Annotated in this window: 27 protein-coding genes and 1 other annotated feature; of the genes, 20 read left to right on the top strand and 7 right to left on the bottom strand. The window is 27.3% G+C overall.

What is annotated here, in order from left to right; all coding sequences use genetic code 11:
* The first annotated feature begins 67 nt into the window (after nucleotides 1-67).
* Nucleotides 68-1,201 (top strand): DUF116 domain-containing protein, encoded by a 1,134-nt coding sequence (locus CNEONATNEC86_RS09595; RefSeq protein ID WP_159135888.1) that lies wholly within the window; start codon nucleotides 68-70, stop codon nucleotides 1,199-1,201.
* Nucleotides 1,202-1,300: 99 nt separating this feature from the next.
* Here CNEONATNEC86_RS09595 and CNEONATNEC86_RS09600 read toward each other — a convergent pair whose 3' ends face one another.
* From CNEONATNEC86_RS09600 to CNEONATNEC86_RS09620, 5 genes are all read right to left on the bottom strand, one after another.
* Nucleotides 1,301-1,864, bottom strand: a complete 564-nt coding sequence (locus CNEONATNEC86_RS09600; RefSeq protein ID WP_058295013.1) for a manganese catalase family protein — start codon at nucleotides 1,862-1,864, stop codon at nucleotides 1,301-1,303.
* 3 nt (nucleotides 1,865-1,867) lie between these two features.
* On the bottom strand, nucleotides 1,868-2,134 hold the full coding sequence (locus CNEONATNEC86_RS09605) for a spore coat protein CotJB (RefSeq protein WP_058295014.1): 267 nt from the start codon (nucleotides 2,132-2,134) through the stop codon (nucleotides 1,868-1,870).
* 17 nt (nucleotides 2,135-2,151) lie between these two features.
* Nucleotides 2,152-2,319, bottom strand: coding sequence for a spore coat associated protein CotJA (locus tag CNEONATNEC86_RS09610; protein ID WP_083498770.1), 168 nt, complete (start codon nucleotides 2,317-2,319; stop codon nucleotides 2,152-2,154).
* Nucleotides 2,320-2,502: 183 nt separating this feature from the next.
* Nucleotides 2,503-3,546 (bottom strand): NADH:flavin oxidoreductase/NADH oxidase, encoded by a 1,044-nt coding sequence (locus CNEONATNEC86_RS09615; RefSeq protein WP_058295015.1) that lies wholly within the window; start codon nucleotides 3,544-3,546, stop codon nucleotides 2,503-2,505.
* An 83-nt stretch (nucleotides 3,547-3,629) separates the two neighbouring features.
* Nucleotides 3,630-4,370 (bottom strand): NADPH-dependent oxidoreductase, encoded by a 741-nt coding sequence (locus CNEONATNEC86_RS09620; RefSeq protein ID WP_159135889.1) that lies wholly within the window; start codon nucleotides 4,368-4,370, stop codon nucleotides 3,630-3,632.
* A gap of 194 nt (nucleotides 4,371-4,564) precedes the next feature.
* Here CNEONATNEC86_RS09620 and CNEONATNEC86_RS09625 point away from each other — a divergent pair, with 194 nt between their 5' ends.
* From CNEONATNEC86_RS09625 to CNEONATNEC86_RS09715, 19 genes are all read left to right on the top strand, one after another.
* Complete coding sequence (locus tag CNEONATNEC86_RS09625) at nucleotides 4,565-6,217, top strand: LytS/YhcK type 5TM receptor domain-containing protein (RefSeq protein ID WP_159135890.1); 1,653 nt, start codon at nucleotides 4,565-4,567, stop codon at nucleotides 6,215-6,217.
* On the top strand, nucleotides 6,214-6,936 hold the full coding sequence (locus CNEONATNEC86_RS09630) for a LytR/AlgR family response regulator transcription factor (RefSeq protein WP_159135891.1): 723 nt from the start codon (nucleotides 6,214-6,216) through the stop codon (nucleotides 6,934-6,936). The genes CNEONATNEC86_RS09625 and CNEONATNEC86_RS09630 overlap by 4 nt, the downstream gene beginning before the upstream one ends.
* Nucleotides 6,937-7,088: 152 nt before the next feature.
* On the top strand, nucleotides 7,089-8,306 hold the full coding sequence (locus CNEONATNEC86_RS09635) for an L-lactate MFS transporter (RefSeq protein WP_159116147.1): 1,218 nt from the start codon (nucleotides 7,089-7,091) through the stop codon (nucleotides 8,304-8,306).
* 625 nt (nucleotides 8,307-8,931) lie between these two features.
* The gene (locus tag CNEONATNEC86_RS09640; protein ID WP_159135892.1) at nucleotides 8,932-9,822 is read left to right on the top strand and encodes an NUDIX hydrolase; all 891 of its coding nucleotides are present in this window, start codon (nucleotides 8,932-8,934) and stop codon (nucleotides 9,820-9,822) included.
* Between the two features lie 36 nt (nucleotides 9,823-9,858).
* On the top strand, nucleotides 9,859-10,395 hold the full coding sequence (locus CNEONATNEC86_RS09645; protein ID WP_058295021.1) for a cysteine hydrolase family protein: 537 nt from the start codon (nucleotides 9,859-9,861) through the stop codon (nucleotides 10,393-10,395).
* Between the two features lie 32 nt (nucleotides 10,396-10,427).
* A complete protein-coding gene (hisJ, locus tag CNEONATNEC86_RS09650) occupies nucleotides 10,428-11,228 on the top strand; it encodes a histidinol-phosphatase HisJ (RefSeq protein ID WP_159116148.1) in 801 nt (266 codons plus the stop codon).
* A gap of 148 nt (nucleotides 11,229-11,376) precedes the next feature.
* Nucleotides 11,377-12,630: an HD domain-containing phosphohydrolase gene (locus CNEONATNEC86_RS09655; RefSeq protein WP_159135893.1), complete on the top strand. Its 1,254-nt coding sequence runs from the start codon at nucleotides 11,377-11,379 to the stop codon at nucleotides 12,628-12,630.
* Between the two features lie 151 nt (nucleotides 12,631-12,781).
* A complete protein-coding gene (locus tag CNEONATNEC86_RS09660; RefSeq protein WP_058295023.1) occupies nucleotides 12,782-13,021 on the top strand; it encodes a hypothetical protein in 240 nt (79 codons plus the stop codon).
* 71 nt (nucleotides 13,022-13,092) lie between these two features.
* Complete coding sequence (locus CNEONATNEC86_RS09665; RefSeq protein ID WP_159116150.1) at nucleotides 13,093-13,800, top strand: response regulator transcription factor; 708 nt, start codon at nucleotides 13,093-13,095, stop codon at nucleotides 13,798-13,800.
* The gene (locus CNEONATNEC86_RS09670; RefSeq protein WP_230131950.1) at nucleotides 13,772-16,063 is read left to right on the top strand and encodes a sensor histidine kinase; all 2,292 of its coding nucleotides are present in this window, start codon (nucleotides 13,772-13,774) and stop codon (nucleotides 16,061-16,063) included. Before CNEONATNEC86_RS09665 ends, CNEONATNEC86_RS09670 begins: the two co-directional genes overlap by 29 nt.
* Nucleotides 16,064-16,268: 205 nt before the next feature.
* Nucleotides 16,269-16,610: a hypothetical protein gene (locus tag CNEONATNEC86_RS09675; RefSeq protein ID WP_058295026.1), complete on the top strand. Its 342-nt coding sequence runs from the start codon at nucleotides 16,269-16,271 to the stop codon at nucleotides 16,608-16,610.
* A gap of 105 nt (nucleotides 16,611-16,715) precedes the next feature.
* Nucleotides 16,716-17,831 carry an alpha/beta fold hydrolase gene (locus tag CNEONATNEC86_RS09680; protein ID WP_058295027.1) on the top strand — a complete coding sequence of 372 codons (1,116 nt, stop codon included), beginning with the start codon at nucleotides 16,716-16,718 and terminating at the stop codon, nucleotides 17,829-17,831.
* An 84-nt stretch (nucleotides 17,832-17,915) separates the two neighbouring features.
* Nucleotides 17,916-18,470, top strand: a complete 555-nt coding sequence (locus CNEONATNEC86_RS09685; RefSeq protein WP_058295028.1) for a GNAT family N-acetyltransferase — start codon at nucleotides 17,916-17,918, stop codon at nucleotides 18,468-18,470.
* Nucleotides 18,471-18,491: 21 nt separating this feature from the next.
* Nucleotides 18,492-18,890 carry a DUF2500 domain-containing protein gene (locus CNEONATNEC86_RS09690; RefSeq protein WP_159135894.1) on the top strand — a complete coding sequence of 133 codons (399 nt, stop codon included), beginning with the start codon at nucleotides 18,492-18,494 and terminating at the stop codon, nucleotides 18,888-18,890.
* 202 nt (nucleotides 18,891-19,092) lie between these two features.
* Nucleotides 19,093-19,392 (top strand) — a binding site (T-box leader).
* 125 nt (nucleotides 19,393-19,517) lie between these two features.
* The gene (gene aspS / locus CNEONATNEC86_RS09695; protein ID WP_159116153.1) at nucleotides 19,518-20,807 is read left to right on the top strand and encodes an aspartate--tRNA(Asn) ligase; all 1,290 of its coding nucleotides are present in this window, start codon (nucleotides 19,518-19,520) and stop codon (nucleotides 20,805-20,807) included.
* A gap of 171 nt (nucleotides 20,808-20,978) precedes the next feature.
* Nucleotides 20,979-21,260 (top strand): Asp-tRNA(Asn)/Glu-tRNA(Gln) amidotransferase subunit GatC, encoded by a 282-nt coding sequence (gene gatC / locus CNEONATNEC86_RS09700; RefSeq protein ID WP_125150287.1) that lies wholly within the window; start codon nucleotides 20,979-20,981, stop codon nucleotides 21,258-21,260.
* 12 nt (nucleotides 21,261-21,272) lie between these two features.
* Complete coding sequence (gene gatA, locus CNEONATNEC86_RS09705) at nucleotides 21,273-22,712, top strand: Asp-tRNA(Asn)/Glu-tRNA(Gln) amidotransferase subunit GatA (RefSeq protein ID WP_125150288.1); 1,440 nt, start codon at nucleotides 21,273-21,275, stop codon at nucleotides 22,710-22,712.
* Between the two features lie 12 nt (nucleotides 22,713-22,724).
* Nucleotides 22,725-24,164: an Asp-tRNA(Asn)/Glu-tRNA(Gln) amidotransferase subunit GatB gene (gene gatB, locus CNEONATNEC86_RS09710; protein ID WP_159135895.1), complete on the top strand. Its 1,440-nt coding sequence runs from the start codon at nucleotides 22,725-22,727 to the stop codon at nucleotides 24,162-24,164.
* Nucleotides 24,165-24,296: 132 nt separating this feature from the next.
* Entirely contained in the window at nucleotides 24,297-24,947 is a 651-nt protein-coding gene (locus CNEONATNEC86_RS09715; protein ID WP_058295034.1) for a trimeric intracellular cation channel family protein, read from the top strand.
* A 33-nt stretch (nucleotides 24,948-24,980) separates the two neighbouring features.
* Here the strand turns inward: CNEONATNEC86_RS09715 and CNEONATNEC86_RS09720 are convergent, their stop codons facing one another.
* Complete coding sequence (locus CNEONATNEC86_RS09720) at nucleotides 24,981-25,343, bottom strand: YccF domain-containing protein (protein ID WP_058295035.1); 363 nt, start codon at nucleotides 25,341-25,343, stop codon at nucleotides 24,981-24,983.
* A gap of 122 nt (nucleotides 25,344-25,465) precedes the next feature.
* A complete protein-coding gene (locus tag CNEONATNEC86_RS09725; protein WP_159116156.1) occupies nucleotides 25,466-26,566 on the bottom strand; it encodes an HD-GYP domain-containing protein in 1,101 nt (366 codons plus the stop codon).
* Nucleotides 26,567-26,749 lie beyond the last annotated feature (183 nt).

The following is a 26,749-nucleotide window of genomic DNA, read 5'->3' on the forward strand; positions in this document are numbered from 1 at the left end:
AATTTAAAAGCATACATATATAATTAAATATTGGTTTAGTCACACACATATTAAAAGGGGGATATGTATGTCATTTAAAACATATTCATTGAAATTAGATAATAAAAGCTCAATTGATTATTATAAAGATAGTAAAGCTGCAAAGGATTTATTTATGAATAAAGTTTTGCAGAAATGTAGTAAACTTATAAATGAATTTATGATGTTTATAGAAAGCAATGAGATTGAAAAACTACGATCTAGAGAAGAATATTTAATAGAAATTGTTTTAATAGGAGTTCTTGTTAATGAATACATAGATAATGCTAGAGCCTTTAAATATAAGCTCAATTATATTTTTACTATTTTAAATAGTATGCGAAAAAATGAAATATTAAAAATAAAAGTAGACAAGATAAGAGGAATATTGAATACGAAAATACTTTTAAAGTCTAAGAAAATAAATAAAGAAGTATCTATAAAAGATATGGAATATCTAATTAAGTGGCTTGAAGCTTCTGGAGACTTTAAAGAAGAAGGTATTAGAATAAAAAGATGGCATTTATTTTTTGTTGAATTAAAAGATAAAGATATATCAGAATTTATGATATTAAGCAATTTTTGTATAGATAATTTATATAGTATTTCTGAAGATATACTAAGCAAATATGTGGCTAATGTAGACTTGTATTTAAAAAAATATAAAAGAGATCATAAATACAAAGAGAATATTATATATTGTGGTAAAAGCAAATTACAGTATTATTTTAATATGGTCTGTAGTCAAATAATGAATGATATTTATAAAAATAGGTTTTTAAAAACCAGAGAAAAGATAGTTTTTTTACCATCTTGTATGAGGCAAAATAAATCAAAATGCTTAGGTATAAAAAGTGAAAAGGGGTTTGTATGCAAGTGTTGTTCAAAAGATTGTAATGTAAATATTATAAATGACCTAGGGAAAGCACTTCATTATTCTACATATGTAGTATCTCATGAAAGCTCATTTCTTAAATTGAAAGATAATAATAATGGTGAAATTGGAATTATTGGAGTTGCATGTGTCTTAAATTTAATTTCTGGAGGGTGGAAAGCTATTAGAATGGGTTTTATACCACAATGTGTAATTTTAGATGAATGTGGATGCTCAAAGCATTGGCTGGAAAGTTCTAAAATGAGTTATGCGAATACAGATTATATAAAAAAAATAATTAATGGATAGAAATATAAATATAAAAGAACTTTAATAGTATTAAAGTTCTTTTATATTCTACTTATATTAATTATTTTTTATAATATTTATATGAAATAAAATAGGATATTATTTTTTACAAACATGATCTTGAACATCCATTAAAGCTTCGCCAAATCTTTGATAATGGACAACCTCACGTTCCCTTAAGAATTTTAACACATCTTTTATATCTTGTTCATCAGTTAAATTGATTAAATTTTCATAAGTAGCTCTGGCTTTCTGTTCAGCAGCCATATCTTCATGTAAATCTGCAATTACATCACCTTTAGCTTGAATATAAGTTGCGGTCCATGGATTGCCGGTAGCATCAGTATAAAATAATGCTTTTCTATGATCTGCATATTGACCGCCAAGGCCAGCTTTTTTTAGTTCTTCTACAGTTGCATTTTCCATTAGCTGATATACCATAGTTGCTATCATCTCAACATGGGCCATTTCTTCAGTGCCTATATCGGTTAATAATCCTTTGGATTTATTTGTTGGCATTGTATATCTTTGATCTAAATATCTAAGTGCAGCACCTAATTCACCATCAGGACCACCATATTGAGTAATTAAATACTTTGCCATATTAAGATCTTTACATTTTAAATTTATTGGATGCTCTAATGTTTTCACGTAATACCACATAACCTACTTATCCTCCTTATACATATTCTCCCAAGGCCAAGGCGTATTAATCCATTTTTCCGGATTTTCAATATAGCTTGATCCAAAGTTAGTTAATGGTCCATATTCTTTTTCATATTGACTAATTAACTCTTTTAATTTTGCTGATACTCTGCAATAATCTTCCTTGGCATTTGTATTATCAGGGTAATTGTCTAAGAATAAGTTAAGGTCAATAGCACAAAATTGATAAACTTGTATACTATTTAATAAGTCATTCATTTTACACATACATATCACCTCTCAAATTAACATTCACTAAGTTTACTTTTTACATAAGGGTCATAGAGAACTTTAAAAATTGTTCCTTTAGTAAATCCCTCTTTGCAAGAAAATAAATCTTCATATTTTTGTGGTAATATATATGCACGAGCATATTCATCAAATTTATGCATGCATTCTTCGTGTCTGTACATAAAATTTTTCCTCTCATATTTGTTGCTTATTCAATAGTTATATTATGCATGAAACTTATTTATGTGAGGGAAAATGACAATATTTTTATAAATTTAAAGTTTAAATATACTTATTAATATAGAATTTTATAATTTATAGAAAAATAATATGTCCTAAAACAAAATGTTTTAGGACATATCTAATTATTTATTTTCAATTATTCTAGGAAATCCTCTTTTGTATTGGCTAGGAATAAGAATTTCCTTATTTAATTTAATAGAGGCTTCCAATGCCCAATATGGATTTCTAAGCATATCCCTTCCAATTGCTACAAGATCAGCATCATCATTTCCTATAATTGAATTAGCAAGCTCAGGATCACCTAATTTTCCAACTGCAATAACAGGAACATTTAAAGCTTCTTTAATTTTTCGAGCTAGCGGAACTTGATATGCAGCATGTGTTCCAGGTTTTCCAGAAGATCCAATTGGACCTTCTCCACCTGAACTTACATGAAATATATCAACACCAGCATTTTTATATTCTTTAGAAAATAGAATACTTTCGTTAATTCCATAACCACCATCAACATATTCTTTTGCTGATATACGCATAATTAATGGCATATCATTAGGCATTTCACTTTTAGATACTTCAACGACCTCTTTACCGAATTTATACAAATCTTGTCCATATTCATCAGTTCTCTTATTAGTTAATGGAGATTGAAATTCATGTATTAAATATCCATGAGCTCCATGAATTTCAATAGCGTCTACTCCAGCTTTTACAGCACGTCTTACTGATAGACGAAATTTTTCTATGATTTTTTTAATTTCATCAGTTGTAAGTTCATGTGGAGTCTTTGATTTATTATCAAAAGGAATTGGAGATGGAGCAACAGGAACTTTAGCATCTTCAGCTTTACGCCCGGCATGGGCTATCTGTATAGCAACTTTAGCTCCATATTTGTGGCATTCATCTACAATTCTCTTAATGCCAGGTATTTGATCATCTGACCATAGTCCTAAATCATAATCGGTAATACGGCCATCAGGTTCTACATCAGTCATTTCAATGATTATTAAACCAGTTCCGCCTATAGCTCGGCTTACATAATGTATGTAATGCCAATCAGTAGCAATTCCATCTTTATTTTCTACTGAATATTGACACATAGGTGGCATAACTATTCTGTTTTTTAATTTGAGGCTCTTTAGTTCATAAGGTGTAAATAAATCACTCATATTAAATTCTCCTTTCAGAAATTGGCTGATTGGTAAATTCTTTTTTATGAATTATACAATCAACCAACTGTTATAAATTAATATTATTTATTAGTAAACCCTTGCCTTTCCATAATAGCTTTAACTTTTGGGTAATAATTCAATTTGTAATATCCAGATGTTTGAGAACTCCAATTTTTTTCTTTATCATATCTTCCGATATCTTTTAAGTATGAAGCCATTTGATCATCATAAGAATCAATTGAAGATTCAACAATTTTTTTATCGTATTTATCAATATGTCTATAACTATTAAAAGGAATTCTTGGTTTTTTGTGCGATTTGTCAGCTGGATAACCAACTACTAATCCAACTACTGGAAAAGTATATTTTGGAAGTTCTAAAAGCTCAATAACTTTTTCCGGATTCTTTCTAATACCTCCTATTGGAACTACACCAAGTCCAAGTGATTCAGCAGCAATTGTAGCTGCACCTAAAGCTATTCCAGCATCGACTGATCCAACTTCAGTGCCTTCAACATATTCATGAACTACTTGTTCAACATGATTTTTTTTGGCAGCAAGGTATGTCCTATAGAAATCAATTAGAAAAACAAGAAAAACTGGGGCTTCTGCAACATGTGGTTGATTTCCAGTAAGCTCTGCTAATTTTTCTCGTTTAGCTTTGTCCTTAACTATGATTATAGTTGTTTGCTGACCATTTATTGAGTTTGGCATAGCTTGAGCTGACATTATTATTTCATCAATAATTTCATCTGGTATATCTTTATCTAAGTATTGTCTTATTGATCTATGATTTTTAATTATTTCTATTGTATTATTCATCTATATTTCACCTTCATTTATTTTTATATTATATTGTTATTAGAAATTATAGTCTTACTAAGAATAAAAATCAATAGATGTATATTAAATTTAATACAATTTAATTTTGTAATATACATTTAAGGTTTATAATATATATTATAGAATTAATTATATGATATAATTTTTATAAATTATGGAGGTATTTAATAAGCATGTTAGATTTATTATTCGAGTTTTTAGGTAGAATTACGCTTCTTTTAATATGTATATTTTTGTTGACTAGAGTGTATATTTTAAAAAATATTTTTGCGAAGAAAAGCCATAGCAAAAAAGATAAAATAATAATTTCAATTATTTTTTCATTACTTGCCATATTTGCAACATATACTGGAATAAAAATTGATGGTTCTTTAATAAACGCTCGAATAATCACAATAGTAGCAGGTGGAGTACTTTTTGGACCAATTGTGGGAATTACAACAGGAATTATTTCAGGTATTCATAGATATCTAATAGATATGAATGGGATAAGTTCTATTCCATGTTTAATTAGCAGTATTTTAGCAGGTTTTATATCAGGATATGTATATAAAAAAGCAGATAGAAGTTTACAATGGATTGCAGCAATAGCCACTGGAATGCTATCTGAAACAGTAACTATGATATTAATAATTCTTATTAGTAAGCCTCACTCTATAGGATTTAGTATAGTATCAAAGATAGGTATTCCGATGATAATTGGTAATATTAGTGTTGGATTCATTATACAAATAATTCAAAGTATTGAAGATGAAAAAGAAAAATTAGCAGCAAGACATGCTAAGTTATCATTAGATATTGCTAATGAAGCTCTTCCTTATTTTAGAAACATAAATACTGATTCTCTAAATAAAGTATGTTCAATTATTAAAGAAAATATAGAAGCAGATGCAGTTGCAATAACTGATAAGAAGAATATTTTGGCTTATGTTGGAGTTGGAAAAGAATATTATAAAATAGGACATGAAATAATAACTCAAGTTGCAAAGGATGCAATAGAAAACAATGAAATAATAATAAAAAATCATGGATTTCCAAGTAGAACAAGAATATTAAAATCTGCAATCATATTACCACTTCATGACAAAAAAGATGTTATTGGATGTTTAAAAATATATTATATAAAAGAAAATAAAATAACTGAACCATTAATAAATCTTTCAACAGGTCTTGCAGAAATTATTTCAACATTAATGGAAATTGCTAAATTAGAAGATATTAAAAAGATGGCTGATAAATCAGAATTAAAAGCCCTTCAAACTCAAATAAATCCACATTTTCTATTCAATGCATTAAATGCTATAGCATCATCTATAAGAATAAATCCACAAAAAGCTAGAGAACTTATTATTAATCTTTCTAGCTATCTAAGATATAATTTAGAATTAAACGATGAATTTATAGATATAAATGATGAATTACAGCAAGTTAGAAATTATATAGAAATTGAAAAAGCTAGATTTGGAGATAAAATAAATGTAGTATGTGATGTAGATGATGTAAATGTAAAAATCCCAAGTTTAATAATACAACCGTTAGTAGAAAATGCTATAGTTCATGGTATTTTAAAGAACAAGGGAAAAGGAACTATAAAAGTAATTGTAAAAAAGCATCAAGAAGATGTTCAAATAATCATAATGGATGACGGGATAGGAATAAATGAAGAGATAATACAAAACATGTATAATGATGGGGTTCCAAAGGAAAATATAGGGCTTTATAATGTGAATTCAAGATTAAAACTTATTTATGGGCAGGGCCTTACAATAACAAGGCTTAATAAAGGAACTAAAATAGAGTTTTTTGTAAGGGAGGTAAAACAATGAAAGGAATAATCGTTGAAGATGAGTATTTATCTAGAGAGGAACTTAAATATTTTATTAAAAATTATAGCGGTATAGAAATAGTGGGTGAATTTGATGATGGTTTAGACGTACTTAAATTTCTTCAAGAAAATGAAGTAGATGCTATATTTTTAGATATAAATATAGCCTCTTTGGATGGAGTATTTCTTGCAAAAAATATAAGTAAATTTGCTGTAAAGCCATATATTATTTTTATTACAGCGTATAAAGAACATGCAGCTGAAGCTTTTGAAATAGAAGCCTTTGACTATATACTAAAGCCTTATTCTGAAGATAGAATAATATCGATGCTTAGGAAACTTGAAATGAATTACAATCTTGAAAAAAATAAAAATAATGAAAATCATACTTTAGGAAAAATAAATCTATGGAAGAATGAAAAAATTATAGTTTTAGATATGGATGAGATATATTATTGTACTGCAAAAGATGGTATAACTTCTGTTTATACAAAAGATGAAGAATATTTAGTACATTCAAGTATATCTGAATTCTATAATAGTTTACCAAAAGATAAATTTTATAAATGTCATAGATCTTACATAGTAAATATAACTAAGATAAGAGAAATAATACCTTGGTTTAATAATACATATAATTTAAAACTTAATGGTATAGAAAAAGAAATACCAGTGAGTAGAAGTAAAATAAAAAAATTTAAGCAGCTTATGAATATATAAGTGTATTTTAAATACACATTTAAGCATTTCAATCATTTATTAATAGAATTGTCTATATTAGATGTATAATTAGCTAAACAATAAAGGTAATGTTTATTGAGATTATTTAAATACAGAAGATTTTATTATATAAATGAAGGGAGTGCAATAAAATGAAGAAGAAATTAGATAGTCGTTTGTTAATTATAATAGGTACTGTTATTGCACAGATAGGACTAGGAACAATATATACTTGGAGTTTATTTAATCAGCCGATTGCTGATGAATTTGGCTGGGATTTTAATAAGATATCAGTAACTTTTTCAATAACAAGTATTTCATTAGCATTTTCCACACTATTTGCGGGTAAAATTCAAGAAAAGATAGGAATTAAAAAACTTACAATAGTATCAGGAATTGTTTTAGGGATTAGCTTGCTTTTAGCATCAAAAATCGATTCAGTAGTTATGTTATATGTTACAGCAGGAATTATACTTGGTGCAGCGGATGGGATTGCATATTTATCCATATTGTCAAATTGCATAAAATGGTTTCCGGAAAAGAAAGGATTAATATCAGGAATTTCAGTTGGTGCATATGGAACAGGCAGTTTGATTTTTAAATATATTAATGGATATATGATAAATTCAAAAGGGGTATCTTCAGCATTTTTCTATTGGGGGATACTTGCCATGATATTAATAGTTGTAGGCGGTAAATTTTTAAAAGATGCCCCAGAGATTCAAGAAGAAACAAGTGGTACTTCAGGTGACAAAGAGTTTACGGTTTTAGAAATGTTAAAGACTAAGGAAGCTTACTTGTTATTCTTAGTATTTATTACAGCATGTATGAGTGGCCTTTATGTAATAGGAATAGTAAAAGATATAGGAGTTGATTTGGTGGGATTAACACCTTTAGTTGCAGCTAATGCAGTAGCTATGGTAGCTATATTTAATACTATGGGCAGAATTGTTTTGGGTTCATTATCAGATAAAATAGGACAACTAAAAGTTGTTATGTATGCATTGGTAATAACAGCAGTATCAGTAATAGTTTTAAGTTTTGTACAGTTGAATTTAATAACATTTTTCGTATGTATTGCAGCTATTGCATTTTGTTTTGGCGGATGTATCACAGTATTCCCAGGAATAGTAGGAGATTTCTTTGGGATAAATAATGAGACTAACAATTATGGCATCATATATCAAGGCTTTGGAGTTGGATCATTATTAGGAACATTTATTGCTACATTAACAGGTGGATTTAAACCGACATTTATAGCAATTGCAATACTATGTCTAGTTTCAATAATAATAATAGCTACAATAAATGCTCCACATAAGCACTTAGCAAAAAGTGCATTTAACAATAGGATAATATTAGAAAAATAATTGTGGCTATTGTTCATAGAATAAATAAAGGACGTAGAACTAAAGTTTAGTGAATGACACCGAAATAAAGCTCTCAAATTGGGCTCGCTTGCTACCAAAATGAAGCTAAAAATTTAAACATCAATGATCGTGCCCAAAACCGTTTGCTCCAATGTAAAATTAGACAAACAATTTTGGAACAATCATTGATGTAAAAATTTTAAAGCTCCATTTTGGAATGCAAGTCTCCGCCCAATATGAGAGCTTTATTTCTTTGTTTCATCTAAGCTCAAAGTTTCAGTATTATTGGTGTTACACATAAATATATTTTTAAATTAAGGAATAGTTATTTAAGCAAGCTAATATTTTATAATTTTTAAGAAGGCAACAATATATTCAGATATAGAATTTCGACTGTTATCCACTAAACTCTGATTCTACGTCCTTTATTCATTCTGTGTGACATCATAATTTTTATTTTTATATAAATTGAAATTCAGAATGAATCAAAATAAATCCTATTGATTAAAATATATGATATAATATTACATAGATAATATCAATTTTAAAGTATCTGATTAATACAATATATTAATTTAGAATAGTAAAATCTATATTTGATTTTAAAATCATAGAGGTGATCATAATGAAAGAGAAACAAATTTATAGTAGTGAAGAAGAGTTTTTAAAAGACTATGACTCTAATAAGTTTGATAAGCCTAGTGTTACAAATGATTTAATAATTTTTACAACAGAGAATATGGAAGAAGAGAATATAAGAAAAGTTCCCAGAAAAGGAATGCAGGTTCTTTTAGTTAAAAGAGATGAGTATCCTGAAAAAGGAAAGTGGGCAATTCCTGGTGGCTTTGTGCATATTAATGAAAGTTTAGAAGATGGCGCAACAAGAAAATTAAAAGAAGAAACAGGAATGGATAATGTTTATATGGAACAATTATATACTTTTGGTGAAACTAATAGAGATTCTAGAACAAGAGTAATAAGTATTGGAAATATAGCGTTAATATCTAAAGAGAATATTAATTATAATAAATCTAATAAAAATATGGAATCAATGTGGTTTTGGATAAATAAAAAAATATTAAATAAAGTAAATAGTGAAGATTATATTATAAATATATATGAATTAAGTTTGATAAGTGAAGATGGAAATATTGAAATTAAATATGAAATTACAGAGAAAGTTGAAAAAAATATATTAAAAAGAAAAAATGAAATATATAACAATATTTTGGGAAAAGATGAATTGGCCTTTGATCATTATAAAATATTAGATTATGCTATTGATAGAATAAGAAATAAAGTTGAATATACTCCAATTGCTTTAAATTTACTTCCTAGATTATTTACTGTAAAAGAACTACAAAATGTGTATGAGGCAATTATGGGAAGAGAAATATTGAATTTTAGACGCAAAATGGGAGATATGATAATAGAAACTGATGAAATAATTGAAGGAAAACCATTTAGACCAGCTAAGATGTTTAAATATAATGAGGAATATGAACATAATTTTTAAGTAAGTAATATTAAGATATAAATAAAGGAGGAAATTATGAAAAAGATATTAGCAGTTATTGATTATCAAAAAGATTTTGTAGATGGTGCATTAGGGTTTAAAAAAGCTGAAACATTAGAGGCAGGTATATACAATAAAGTAAAAGAATATTTAGATAATAATAATAAAGTTGTATTCACATATGATACACATTTTGAAAATTATTTAGATACAAAAGAGGGAAAGCATCTTCCAGTTCCACATTGTTATTTAGGCAGTGAAGGTCATAATTTATATGGAAATTTAAAAGATTTTATAAATGAAGAAAATACAATACACGTAAAGAAAGAAGCTTTTGGAATAGCTCCTAAAGATATGATTAAACTTGCAGAAGAACTTGGAGATATTGATGAAATAGAGTTAGTAGGAGTTGTATCAAATATTTGCGTTATAAGTAATGTATGTACTTTTCAGGCACAATATCCTAATGCGCAAATAACTGTAGATAGTAATCTTTGTGCAAGTTTTGATGAATCTTTACATGAAAAAGTATTAGATGTTATGGAAGGGTTGCAAGTTCAAGTGATAAAATAAATTATAATTTTTAGATGGAGAGGGGCAATAAAATGAAAGAAAAAATAATTAGAGATGGGCATATACATTCGCCATTTTGTCCACATGGAACAAATGATTCTTTTGAAAAGTATATAGAAAAAGCAATAGAGCAAGGGCTTCAAGAAATAAGCTTTACAGAACATATGCCGCTTCCAGGATATTTTATGGATGATAAGAAATTTTTAGATGAATGTTCACCAAATGAAGAGCAAATAGAAAAATATTTTGAAGAACTAAAACTTATTAAAGAAAAATATAAAAATAAAATAAAAATAAATATTGGACTTGAAGTAGATTTTATAGAAGGATATGAAGATAAAACAACAAGGCTTTTAAATAAGTATGGAGAAAATTTAGAAGATGCACTGTTGTCACTACACTTTATAAAACTAAATAATGGTGAATATACAGATATTGATGGAATAAAAGGATTTGAAAGAGCTTTAGAAAACTTAGGATCAGTAGAAAATGTTTATGATAAGTATTATGAAACTTTACTCTTGGCAATACAAAGTGATTTGGGAACTTATAAACCTAAAAGAGTAGGACATCCTAATTTAATACGTATATTTAATGAGTTATATCCAATTGAATATAAGAATAGATTTATATTGGAGGAAATAGTAAAAGCCATTAAATATAAAAATTATGAAGTGGATGTGAATACAGCTGGGATTAGAAAGCCATATTGCAAAGAACTTTATGTGAGCGGTATATTTAAAGAATTAGTTGAAGAATATAATGTAAAGAAAGTATATGGCTCAGATTCACACACAAGTAAAGATGTAGGGCGGGATTTTGACAAGGAATAATGGAACTAATAAGCAAATTTTTCATATATATTTCGAATTATTAATATTTAAGAAGAATTTCAAGTGGTAATGAGGAGGGATATAATATGAATAAGTGCTTAGAAGGTCTGATTGTATATTTTATTTGAGAGTTTGGAGATAAAGTAATATGAAAAATAAAATAAGAATACCTGCATATAATATAATTTTGGTTATTTATAAAGCTATTAATTCTATCGATGAAAAACTTTTAGATCATGGTAAAAGAGTTGCGTATATAATGATGAATCTTTTAAAATTCGAAAAGAATTATACAGAGGAAGAAATATTTGAAATATGTACTATTTCTATATTTCATGATTTGGGAGCATATAAAGTGGCAGAAAGAGAAAAATTAGCAGATGTAGAAGAAAATTCACCATTTAATCATGCCATCTATGGTTCATTATTTATAAAATATTTTTCACCTCTTTCAGATAAATATAAGATGGTACTAACACATCACTTTACTGAAAGATATTATAGAGAGAGAAATATAGATATTATATCAAAAGAGGGATTGTTGCTTAGTTTTGCAGATTATGTAGATAGAATAACAGTTAAAAATGGATATGTTGATATTGAGAAAAATAAATATATAATAGCAAATTATTCAAATAAATTTTTAGATTTATTAAACAAAGCAGATAAAGAATATAGATTTATCTCAAAACTTAAAGATGGAACATATATAGATGAATTTATGGAATTCTTTAAGAAGAAGACATTTTTAAGAGAAGATGTTTTAGCGTATAGTAAAATGCTTGCATATTCAATAGATTTTAGAAGTGAAGCTACAGTAAAGCATACAATAGCTGTTGAAGCTATTTCTTATGAAATAGCAAAGTTATGCGAATTAGATGAAGAAACAGTTAATAAAATAGCGCTTTCAGCAACATTACATGATATTGGGAAAATAAGCATTCCAACTGAGATCCTAGAGAAGCCAGGTAAACTAACTAATGAAGAATTTGAGATAATGAAAAGTCATGCAAAGATAGGATATGATATATTAAGTGGACTTAATATCGATGATATAAGAGATATAGCAACGCTTCATCATGAAAAATTAGATGGAACTGGGTATCCATTTGGATTGAAAGAAGATAAATTAACTTTAGAGATGAGAATAGTAGCAGTCGCTGATATTATCAGTGCATTAATAGGAAGACGTAGTTATAAAGAAGAATTTAAGAAAGAAGAAATAATAAAAATATTGAATGATATGGTGAGCAATAAAAAAATAGATAAGAAAGTAGTAAATTTATTTGTAGAAAAATATGATTATGTAATTGGTCAAGCTAACATTAGATCTCAAGAGTTAATGCAGTCATATATAAATATAAAAAAAGAATATAATGAAATGTTACATAGATTTAGTTAGAATTTGAATTTTAAAGATAACACTTAAGGTATTGCAATTACTTTAAGTGTTATTTTATTTTTCTTTAGAAATTCTTTAGCTTTTTTAGATGTATATCTTAAATTTTTAGAATTACAATTTGTTTAGATCAAAAGAAAGGGGGAATTTGAGATTGAAAAAATTAATTATTATCTATATTGCTAGTCTATTACTTTTAATAAGTGAATGTGTAAATACATCATTTTTTTATATTTTTATATTGAATATAAAAGATAGTATTTTGCAGTTAAACTTTAATTTTGCAATTAAATTTATTTTAGTAGCTTTAGGGGGGATTATAATTACATTTTTAATTATAAATGAATGTGTAAAAAGAAATTCAACTATTAAATTAATAAAAAGACAAAGTTAAAATAAGTTATGATAATATATTATATGATTCTATAAATACTAATCATACAATTATATAAAGGTGGGAAAATAATGAAAGCATATAATATTTTAATAGTTGAAGATGAAAAAGAAATCTGTGATGGAGTTGCAATATATTTAAGAAATCAGGGATACAATGTATTTAAAGCTAATAATGGAATAGAAGGTCTTGAAATTATAGAAAAAGAAGATATACATTTGGCAATAGTAGATATAATGATGCCAAGGATGGATGGAACAACAATGGTTATGAAGCTTAGAGAAGAACATGAATTTCCAGTAATAATGCTTACAGCTAAATCCGAAGAAATGGATAAGATTATGGGACTAAATATTGGCGCAGATGACTATGTAACAAAACCATTTAATCCTATGGAATTAATTGCAAGAGTTAATTCACAGCTTAGAAGATATTCAAAATATTTAAATATAATAAATAATTTAGAGAAGAAAAATAATAATGTGGTAGTAGGTGGACTTGAAATAAATGTTGAAACAAAAGAGATATATGTTGATGGAGAAAATATAAAAGTTACACCTATTGAATTTAAGATTCTTCATTTATTAATGAAAAATCCAGGAAGAGTATTTTCAGCAGAAGAAATATACGAAAGTGTGTGGAAGGAGCAGGCAGTGAATACTGATACAGTTATGGTACATGTAAGAAACATAAGAGAAAAGATTGAAATTGATTCAAAGAATCCTAGATATTTAAAGGTGGTGTGGGGAGTTGGCTATAAAATTGAAAAACAGAAATAATACTGAAATAATAAAAAATAATTCTAATAAAAAAAATATTAATATCAATATAATTGCAATAATTCTTTTAGTTATAATTTCTGGTGGAATAATGCTTTTTTATCCAAAGTTAAAAGAATGTGCAAAAATGGATAAAACACAAATTTATGAAGATAACTATTTTTTAGATAAAATATATGATTCAAGTTATATGTTATATAAGGATGTTTTAGAACATAAAAAGGGCTCAGAAATATCAATTGAAGAAGCCTATATAAAAGAGTACTTAGTAGATGATTATTACCAAGATAATTATTATGGTACTGGGTCTTTTTCAGATGAATCTAATTATGAAGATGGGAATAGAGAAATAACAAAATCAGAGGTTAATATCAGTTTAGATAAAGAAATTGAAGCAGATAAGAAAAACATAGTAAGAAATTTAGATGAAAACTATCTGCAGAATAAAAGAACATTACAAAATGATTTAAGAAATGTACAATATGCAGTATTTGATAATGATAATAATTTAATAGCAAGTAATGTAGAGCAAGATCTTTTAAATATTGATAATATTAAAGAAAAATATGATTTTTATGTTGAATTAGCATTTAATAAAAATGGATTGGCAGATATATTAAAAAGTCATGGAATAGATGAAGATTTACTTAGTAATAGAATGTCAAATTATAATTATAACAAAAACGAAACCTATCAGTATAATTACACTAAGGCATCTTTAAATTCAATAAGCGATTGTAAATTTATATATGCAATTCCAAAAGAACTGAAATATGTAGATTATATAACTGAATTAAGAACTTCATATAATGAAGGCGTTGATCAAAATGTAATTATGGCATTTGTTGGTTCTGTATTTGTTGTCATTCTTATAGTATCCTTTTTTCTTCCATATAATAAAGGAAAAAATATAGTTGGTATAAGATTTATAAATAAGATTCCAACAGAAATAAATATAGTTATTTATATATGCTTGGCTTTGAGTATAGCAGCACTTTGTTTACTCGGACTTCAAAGCACTTTAGATGGAAATGCTATTAAAGCACTTAATAATTTGCGCTTAGGTACAGGTTATTCAAATACAATACTATTTATAGCAAATATCTTTATGTGGAGTATATCTATATATTCAATTTTTTCTGGAGTTATGTTATTAAAATATATATTTACAACAGGGCTTAAAACATATTTAAAAGAAAACATGCTTCTATGTAAGCTTTATAGATTTTTTGTTAGAAAAATAAATAATATTAGAAATGAACTATATCATTTAGATTTAAAGGATAAATCTAATAAAATGATAATAAAGATTATTCTAATTAACTTTTTAATACTATCATTAATTTCAGCAATTTGGATCTTTGGAATTGGCGCAGCGGCTATTTATTCTATTGTATTATTCTTTATAGTAACTAAATATGTTGACGATATAAAGATAAAGTTTTCAAAACTTTTAGAGTCAACAAATAAAATTGCAGAAGGAAATTTAGGTATAGAAATAGATGAAGATTTAGGAATATTTAATCCAGTCAAAGAAGCAATTCTTAATATTAAGAAGGGATTTAAAAATGCTGTAGATGAAGAAGTAAAAAGTCAAAGAATGAAAACTGAATTGATTTCAAACGTATCACATGATTTAAAAACCCCATTAACATCAATAATAACTTATGTTGATTTATTAAAGAATCCTGAGATTACAGAAGAAGAAAGAAAATCATATATAGATACATTAGATAAAAAATCTCAAAGATTAAAATTTTTAATTGAAGATTTATTTGAAGTAAGCAAGGCTACAAGCGGAAATATTAAATTGAACTTAGTAAAAGTTGATATAGTAGAGCTTATGAGACAAACACAGATAGAGCTTCAAGATAAATTAAAAAATTCAAAACTTGTAGTTAGAAATGACTATCCGGAAAATAAAATAATACTTAATTTAGATAGTCAAAAAACTTATAGGGTATTTGAAAATCTTTTAAATAATGTAGCTAAGTATGCTATGGAAAATTCAAGGGTATATATAAATATAGTGGATAATATTGATACAGCAGAAATTACAATTAGAAATATGTCTGCAAACGAAATTAATTTTACACCTGATGAAATCGTAGAAAGATTTCAAAGAGGAGATAAATCAAGAAATACTGAAGGATCAGGACTTGGTCTTGCAATTGCTAAAAGTTTTGTGGAAGCACAAGGAGGCAATTTTAATATTGAAATTGATGGAGACTTATTTAAAGTAATAATTACATTTAAAAAATAATTTGACTTAAAAAACACTAAATTAATGAAATTTAATTATTTTGTTAATTTAGTGTTTTTTCAATTTTTTATGTTTTTTATAAAAAAAGTTAAAAACTATAAAAATGCAATTTATAATGGCTTTTATTATTTTTGTTTACTTTATGATAGTTGCACATATATAATTTAAAATATAGAATTAAATTAATATAAGATTGGAGAAATGTATGAATAAATTATTTCAAATTAAAGATTTAGAATTTTATGAAGAAGATTTCGTTGAAGATATACATGACTATGAAGACATAATTGATATAGTACAAGAGTTAAGTGAAGAATTAGATTATGAAATCATAGAAATTGCAGGATCCAATGGATGCTGCAATGATACTAAAAAAAATTATCTAGTTGAAATCATTGGATATGTAGATGAAAATGATGAATTTGTTACTAAAAATGAGCGTGATAAAATGGGCTTTATGGCTGATAAGAAACAATTTGATTTATTTGTGATAACAATACATAAGTGTACAGCATGTAATAAATGGGTTATTTCTATTTTAGAATAGTTTTAAATTTAGTAGTATAAAAAAATAAAATGCAAAAGATATATGCGTATAGATTTAAACTTAAAATTATGATTTTAAGTTTACGAAGGGATGCGTGAATATCATATGAAATTTTTAAAAAATAAAAAATATTATATTTATTCAAGAATTTTAATTTTTTTGATATTTACAATATTTTTGATAAATTGCATTTTTGTATCAGTTGCACAAAATATCAGTTATGCTATAAATACAGAAAATTTAATAAATGCAATTCATATTAATGAAAATCAATATGAAAATTTAATGGTTAATGAAGTAGAGCCATATTTAAATAAATTAATAGATCAAGGATCCTTCAAAGGTATAGAAGATAAAGATATATATTATGAAAATTATATTTTAGACAAAAATAAAGGAAACATTGTAATATCACATGGATATACAGAAAGCCTGGATAAATATCATGAAATAATATACTATTTTTTAAGAGCTGGATTTAATGTCTTTGGAATAGAGCATAGAGGGCATGGAAGATCAGAAAATCTTGGAGTAGATGATATTAGTCAGATGTATGTGGAAAATTATGAAGATTATATATATGATTTTAAAACATTTATGGATATAGTAGTGATGCCATATAAAAATTCAAAAAAAATATTTCTTTTTTCACATTCTATGGGTGGAGGAATAGGTGCAAGGTTCATACAGTTATATCCAGAATATTTTGATGCTGCTATTTTAAGTGCTCCAATGCTTAGCCTTAACACAGGCTCAATACCAGATTTTTTTACTCATTTATTATCAAAAGCTGCTATCGCACTTAATAAGGGGCATGTTTATGTTATTGGTTTTAGAAGATATTTACCAGAAGAAGATATGGATAAATGGGCTACATCAAGTAAGGTACGGCATAAATATTATGATGATTATGTTGAAAAAAAAGTAGAATTTCAAAAAGGTGGAGCAAGTTATAAATGGTTAAATGAAGCATTAGAGTTATGCAGAGAAACAACTAAAAAGAAAAATATAAAAAAATTAAAAATACCAATACTTTTATGTGAAGCAGGTAATGATATTTATGTTACACCTAAAGGTGAAAGAAAGTTTGAAAGATATGCAGAAAATTGTAAATTAATAAAATTTGAAACTTCTAGGCATGAAATATATAGAGAAGTTGATAAAATTCAAATTTCCTATTTAATATATGTTTTAAATTTTTATGAAGAAAATTTAAAATAGAACGTAATATAAATTAAGCTCTGCTTTATAGTGAAAATATTAAATTTCAACATTTGGTATAATAAATATAGGAGAGTATAAGCAATGAATGCAGAACTTATATTAAAGAGAAGAGATGGAGAAAAAGTAAAAGCTACAATCAAATTATTAGATATTTCATATTTAGATAAGATTTTAGAACTCCAGAAATATATATATGATTTATTAGAGGAAAAAGAATTTTATTCGTGTTGCAGTGAAGAAGATTTAAAAAAAGATTTAACTGAGAGGGGTAAAATTTTAGGCTGCATTGTGGAGTCAACTGACGAATTAGTTGCTATTGGAGTATATGCAAAGTTTGGATATGATGAAGAAAATTATGGATATGACATTGGTGTTAAAGGGGAAGAGTTGCTATACATTGCAAATTTTGAATCTACAATTGTACATCCAGATTATAGAGGAAATAAGCTTCAAAAAATACTTATTGAAAAGCTTGAAGAATTAGCAAAAGCTGATAATATAAAGTATATTTGTGCTACAGCAGCACCAGATAATAAATACAGTTCTGATAATATTAAGGAGTTAGGGTTTGAAATTGTATGTGAAAAAGAAAAATATGGAGGTTTGAGAAGGTACGTTTTTATGAAGAGAATATAAATATATATTGGAGGGATGTAAATGGACTTATCATATAATGAATTTGGATATGGTTTTATGTTTAGTTTTGGGCAGGTATTTATTTTTATTATTTTTTGTATTGTTATAGGAACTTTTATATATAGAGCCATAAAGGGGCTTTCACAATGGAACAAAAATAATAATTCACCAGTTCTTGAGGTTAAAGCAACCGTAGTTAGTAAAAGAGCAGATGTTTCGCATAATGTTACAAATACAGGTGAAAATAATATGATGCATTCATCCACGACTTATTATTATATTACATTTGAAGTAAATAGTGGAGACAGAATGGAATTTTCAGTAACGGGAGAGCAATACGGTATGTTAGCTGAAGGTGATTATGGAACTCTAACTTTTCAAGGGACAAGATATAAATGCTTTTTAAGAGAGAAAAATTAAGTTTGCTTCCTTAATTAAATAAAGTTTTTGGGTATAATATATTAAAATATGAAATTATTAGAGAGACTAGTAAAATTGGAAGATTAAATTGAATTCTGATAATATTATATAACTTAAGAAAGTAAAGAGATAAAAAAAATTTAAAAAAAGTGTTGATTTATAAAAAAAAGTGCAATATAATGAATACAACATTAGGAAATGAATAAATGCAACGATAAAGAAAAGTAATTCTATGATGATTTTTAGAGAGCAGATGATGGTGGAATATCTGTATGAGTCTTGAATGAAAGAACACTTTGGAGCAGTTAACCGAAATTACAAGTACGTAATAGTAGACTTAGCCGGAATCACACCGTTAAAAGTGAAGGATATAGAGTAGTAGTGTGTTTACGAAAGTATCTCAAAATTTTTACATTATGCACTCTGTATTTATTAAGTGAACTTGTTATCAGGTTAAACAGGGTGGTACCGCGGAATATGATTATTATATCTCGTCCCTATGCGAAAGCATAGGAACGAGATTTTTTTATTGTTTAAATTTTAAACTTAGTAATAAAGGTTAAACACAAGAGATTTCTAAACATTCGTTTCAATAAAATTCAAAATAAGTAAAAAGGAGTAAGAGATATGAAAAGAACATTTATAAAAGATTTAAAAGTATGTGAAGAAGAAAAAGTATTATTAAGAGGATGGGTTCACAAAATCAGAGATTTAGCAAGTGTAACATTTGTAATGCTTAGAGATAAAAGTGGAATAATTCAACTCGTTTGTACTAAGGAACAAATTAAAGGTTTAAGACTTGAAAATTCAATAGAAGTTACTGGAATGGTTCGCGAAAATGAAAAAGCACTCGGAGGAATTGAAATAGAAGCTGAAAAAATAGATATGGTTGGAAAAGTTTATTACGATAAGCTTCCATTTGAGATTCAAGGATATAAAACCAAGGTTTCCTTAGAAACTCAATTGGATTATAGAACAATGAGTCTTAGAATACCTAAAAAGAAAGCAATATTTAAGATTCAAAATGAAATTGAAGAAAGTTTTAGAAGATTTTTTAAAGAAAATGATTTTGAAGAAATTCATACTCCAAAGATTATAAACTCAGGAACTGAAGGTGGATCTGAAATGTTCACTGTAGACTACTTTGGTAGAAGAGCATTTTTAGCACAAAGTCCACAATTTTATAAGCAGATGATGGTTGGAGCAGGATTTGAAAGAGTATTTGAAGTAGGATATGCATACAGAGCAGAGCTTCACAACACTTATAGACATTTAAATGAATATATAAGCTTAGACGTTGAAATTGGCTTTATAAAAGATGAAAAAGATTTAATGGATATTGAAGAAAACTTCTTAAGATATATGTTTAAGCACTTAAAAGAAACTTGCAAGGAAGAATTAAAATTATATGATACAGAGCTTCCAGATGAACTTAATATTCCAAGAATTCCATTAAGTGAAGCACAAGAAATATTACTAGCTGAGTATGGAAAGAAATCACCAGTTGGAAATATTGATAATGAAGGTGAATTGTTATTTGCACAATATGTAAAAGAAAAATATAACTGTGATTTTGTATTCTTAACTGAGTATCCAACAGCAAAACGCCCTATGTACGCAATGGAATGTGAAGATAATCCTGAAATTACTAAGAGTTTTGATTTAATTTACAAAGGACTTGAAATTACAACTGGTGGTCAAAGAATTCATGATTATGAAATGCTTAAAGGTAAGATGGAAAGACTTGGATTAGATTTAGAAGCATTTAAATTCTATTTAGATACATTTAAATATGGAATGCCACCACATGGAGGGTTTGCAATAGGTCTTGAAAGAATTACAAAGCAAGTTCTTGATCTTTCAAATATAAGAGAAGCAGCATTATTCCCAAGAGATATGAAGAGAATTGAACCATAAGTGACAGCCCAAATCTATGATTTGGTTGCTGGAACTTACTCGAACGAAGGAATATGAGTCCGAGTTTCATAAGCAGAGAACCAAAATCTATGATTTTGTGTGAATCGCTTACTCGAACGAACGAATGTGAGTCCGAGTTTCATTAAAAAATAAAAAAATGAGGTGTTAAAAATGAACGTAACAATTGATGAAGTTAAATATATAGCTAAGCTTTCTAAGCTTAGATTTACAGATGAAGAAGCAGCAAAGTTTGCAAGCGAATTTGAAGGTATTTTAGAAAATTTCAAATATTTAAGTGAATTGGATTTAGAAATAAATGATGATGAAATAAAAAAGGAATTAAAACCTATAGTTAGAAAAGATGAAGTAAAGAAATTTGAATGCAACGATTTATTTAGAAATGCTAAAGAAAAACAAGATACGTACATCAAAGTACCAAAGATTATTGAATAGGTGGTGAAATAAATGAAAATGACATTAAAAGAAATGGTAGAAAAAATAAAGTCTAAAGAAATGACCAGTGAAGAATTAGTTAAATCTTATATTGAAAATATTTTAGAGAAAGAACCTAAAGTTAATGCTTTTTTAAGTCTTTCATGTGATGAGGCTTTAGAAAAAGCCAAAGAAATAGATGCTAAAATAGCAAAAGGAGAAGCACTAGGAAAACTTGCTGGAATTCCTATAGCTATTAAGGATAATATTTGTACAGAAGGTGTAAATACAAGTTGTGCATCAAAAATGCTTGAAGATTTTATTCCTCCATATGATGCAACAGTTGTAAAAAAATTACTTGAGGAAGATGCAATAATAATTGGAAAAACAAATATGGATGAATTTGCAATGGGATCTTCAACAGAAAACTCAGCATTTAAAAAGACTCACAATCCAAGAAATTTAGACAGAGTTCCAGGTGGATCATCAGGTGGATCAGCAGCAGCAGTTGGAGCGGATATGTGTCCGATATCTTTGGGATCAGATACTGGTGGATCAATAAGACAACCAGCTGCATTCTGTGGAGTTGTAGGTCTTAAGCCAACCTATGGATTAGTTTCTAGATTTGGTCTTGTAGCTTTCGGATCATCTTTAGATCAAATTGGTCCATTTTCACAAAATGTTGAAGATAGTGCTTATATGCTTAATGTAATAGCTGGAACTGACTTTTATGATTCAACAAGTATAAGAGATCTAGAAGTAAAAGATTATACAAAGAATTTAAAAGATGGTGTTAAAGGTATGAAAATTGGGATTCCAGAAGAATTCTTTGGTGAGGGATTAGATGAAGAAATAAGAGAGACTGTAGTAAAAGCTATTGAAGTATTAAAAGAAAATGGTGCTGAAGTTTCTAAATTCTCACTTCCAATAATGAAAGATGGCCTTGCAGCGTACTATATAATGTCATCTGCTGAAGCATCAACAAATCTTTCAAGATATGATGGTATAAGATATGGATATAGACCAGAGGAATTTGTAGATGTTGAAGATTTAGTGGAAAGAAGTAGAACAGAAGGATTTGGACCAGAAGTTAAGAGAAGAATCATGATAGGAACATATGCACTTTGTTCAGGATATTATGATGCATATTATAATAAAGCAGATAAGTTTAGAACTAAGCTTAAATATGATTTATCAAAAACATTTGAAAAGTATGATTTAATACTTGGACCAGTATCACCAGTATTACCATTTAAGATAGGTGAAAAAAATGCAGATCCACTTGCCATGTATTTAGCTGATATTTATACAATAAACGTAAACTTAGCTGGAATTCCTGCAATATCAATTCCGGGAGGCATATCAAAAGAAGGTCTTCCTATTGGTATTCAGCTTATGGGAGATATGCTATGTGAAGAAAAAATCTTTAAAGCTGCATATAGCTTAGAACAAAGCTTAAATGTTGAGTTATAGGAGGTAAGAAAAATGAACTTTGAAACAGTAATTGGTCTTGAAATACATGCTGAATTAAAATCTAAAACAAAAATATTCTGTTCATGCTCAACAGCATTTGGAGCAGAGCCTAATACAAATACATGTCCTATATGTACAGGGGTTCCAGGAACACTTCCAGTGCTTAATGAAGAAGTTGTAAATTTAGCAATAAAAGCTGGTACAGCTCTTGGGTGCAAAATAAATAAGTTTAACAAAATGGATAGAAAAAACTACTTTTATCCTGATCTTCCTAAAAACTATCAAACTTCACAATTTGATATGCCAATATGTTCAGGTGGTGTTATTGAATACGAATATGAAGGAAAAACAGTTAAGGTAAGATTAAATAGAATTCATATAGAAGAAGATGCTGGTAAGCTTATTCACGTAGAAGATGAACCAATTTCATTAATTGATTATAACAGAGTTGGCGTACCTCTTGCTGAGATAGTTACAGAACCAGATATGAGAAGTGTTGGTGAAGCTGTAGAATTTTTAAGAAAGTTAAAGTCTATTTTAGAATATGCCGGCGTTTCAGATTGCCGTATGGAGCAAGGATCATTAAGATGTGATGCTAATATATCTTTAAGACCTGTAGGACAAGAAGAATTTGGCACAAAAGTTGAGCTTAAAAATATAAACTCATTTAGAGAGCTTGAAAAAGCTCTTAAAAAAGAAGAAAAAAGACAAAGAGAATTATATAGCTTTAATGAAGGATATAAAGTTGTTCAAGAAACTAGAAGATGGGATGCTGCAAAAGGAAAGACTATATCTATGCGTTCAAAAGAACAAGCACATGATTATAGATATGTAGTTGAACCAGATTTACCACCAATAATACTATATGATGAGCAAATAGATGTAATTAAAAAATCACTTCCAGAAATGCCAGAGGTTAAAAGGGAAAGATTCTTAAATGAATACGAGTTAACTGAAAAAGAAGTAGATATATTAATTTCAGATATGGGTCTTGCTATGTTCTTTGAAGCTGTCGCTAAAGAAGGAATAGCACCTAAGATGGCAGCGAACTGGATCCTTGGAGATATTTTAAGAATATTAAAGGACAGAAAGACAGAATCATTAGAAATGACATTAGATTCAGTAAACTTTGCAAAGCTTCTTAATGTTGTTAGTGAAGGAAAAATAAGCAATAATATAGGACGTGAGGTTCTTGAAGACATATTTGATGAAAATAAAGATCCAATAAAAGTAATTGAAGAAAAAGGACTTATGCAAATAAGTTCAAGCGATGAACTAGAAAAAATAGTTGATGAAGTAATAGTAGCTAATCCTCAATCAGTAGAAGATTTTAAGGCAGGAAAAACCAAAGCATCAGGATTCTTAATGGGGCAAGTAATGAAGAAGAGTCAAGGAAAAGCTAATCCTAAAGTTTGTAAACAACTTATTGATGATAAGTTAAGTAAACTATAATAAGATTTATATAAGAAAAAGCATCTAAAATTTTTAGGTGTTTTTTTCTTATATAAATTGTTTTTTTATCTTAAACAGTGTATTATAGACATGTTTGCAACTAGATTCTTATAAGGGGGGGATGACAGTATAATGACATATACAGAATTTATGGTATTTGTTATGGAAATGGTTGGAACAATAGCATTTGCATCTTCTGGTGCTATGGTAGGTATAAAGAAGAATATGGACATATTTGGAGTTAATGTACTAGGAATTACGACTGCAATCGGAGGTGGTATAATAAGAGATTTGATTTTAGGAATAACACCACCAAGTGTATTTAGAAATTATATATATGTAACAATATCAATTTTAATATCATGTATTTTGTTTTTAATTATATATATTAAAAATGAAATTTTAAGCAGTCAATTTTTAGAACACTATGAACAGATCATGATTTTATTTGATGCTATTGGACTTGGAATATTTACAGTAGTAGGAATAAATACAGCAATTAATATGGGAATAGAAGATAATATTTTTTTACTTACATTTGTTGGCGTAGTAACAGGTATAGGTGGGGGAATGATACGAGATATAATGGCTGGAGTAACTCCTTTTGTACTTGTAAAACATGTATATGCTTCTGCATCTATCATTGGAGCTATAAGTTATATATTATTTATTAAATTAGAGATAGATAATATTTTATCCATGGTATTAAGTTCATTAATTGTAATAGCAATAAGAATTGCATCAGCAAAATATAAATGGAATTTACCAAAGATAAAAAAATAGGATTAGATAGTATACTTACTATCTAATCCTATTTTAACGTATTTCTTTGCCAAACGGCATAAGGGAAAGCTTAGCTAATTTTAAAGACTGAGCAGCAAATGGAATTCCTACAATAGTAATGCATAAGAAAAATGCACTTAAAAGATTAGCTATACATAATTCTAAGCCACCAAATATAATCCATAATATATTTAAAAAGAGGCTTCCGATTCCAAAATTTGTTTCTACAACTTCTTTTCCAAAAGGAGCAAGCTGTAAACCTGCCATCTTGAAACATTGAAGCCCTATAGGTATTCCAATAATTGTTATGCACCAAAGTATTCCTGTAAAGAACCAGCCTATAGCATTAAAAAATCCACCGAAGATAAACCAAATAATATTACCTAAACAACTCATAATATCTCCTTTTAAAACATTATATATAAATACATGAAATATTATATATTAGAAAATAGATATTTTGTACAGTATATATGATATTTAAGAATATAATAAGAAAACCTTAATATATTTTTTGCTTAAAAAGCAAATTCTTTAATGTTAAGCTCTTTGCTTTTTAATAAGTCAATAATATCGTTATTTAGAATTATGATAGGGCGACTAAGGTCATTAACATTCATAAGTATAATTTGGGCTTTATCACCATTATCAAGAAGAACATCTTTTCCAATAAAGAAATTTAATATATTATTTATAAAAATGTTTGAATATCCATAATCTAATCTGCCAAAACTTTCTTGTTTTATTTTTTCAATTGCTTCAAATGGGTTTAGTTTTTTACAGTTTCCTCTAGAAGAATTTGCATTATCAAATGAATCAGCAATTGCTATAATTTTTGAAAATTCAGGTATTCTTTCAGAGGTTAATTTAAATGGATATCCGCTGCCATCCAGTCTTTCATGATGAAATAGTACACCTTGTGCTACAGACTTATCTAGGTATACTATTTCTTTGACAATGTTATATCCATGCTTTACATGTTCCTTATATTCTTCTCGTTCTGAGAAGTTCAAGGAAGCTTTTTTAGTTAGTATTTCTTTATTAATACGAGCTTTACCAATATCATGTAATAAAGCGGAAAATGTAAGTAGATTAAGTTGTTCTTCTCTTAGGCCTATCCAATTTCCAAGAAGATTGCTAAGAAGTGCAACATTAATTCCATGTCTGTAAATGGGATCATCACTACTTCCAAAGAACACAAGATCTTGTATTAGTGTGTTCGTATCTTTTGTTTGAGAGATAAGAACATTAGAGAATTCTCGAATTTCTTTAATATTAGAGTTTTGGAATATCTTAAGTTTATAAAAAATACTATTTAAAGCCATAGAAAGTTCATTATATTTTTGTTCCAAATTCTGTACTTGTTCTTTTAATGTTTTAGGAATGAAAGGTTTAACTTTTGAGCTGCCGTTTACAGCAACTTTTTCATCAGAATATATTATGCTATCATAAACAAAAATTGTTTCATTTGGAATTTCTTTTTTTATAGTAAGAATATCTTTTTCTTTTAGAGGTGAATTTCTATAAGCCAAAACATTTCCATCTTTTAAAATGGATTTTGCTAACACCATACCAGGAGTTAATTCATTACAAGTTAAAATTTTTATATTACCATCCATACAATATCAGTCCTATCATACTATAATATATATTAAATATATATTATTAATTTCGATATGTGATGCAATAACTTAAATTTATGCAATTAGATAGATATTTATTTTTATAAATAATATATAAATTTTAGAACAAAGATATTTCCTGTGAATTTTATGATATTAAAATAGACTAAATAATAATCT

It is taken from the genome of Clostridium neonatale, assembly GCF_900465025.1.
Taxonomy (GTDB): Bacteria; Bacillota; Clostridia; order Clostridiales; family Clostridiaceae; genus Clostridium; species Clostridium neonatale.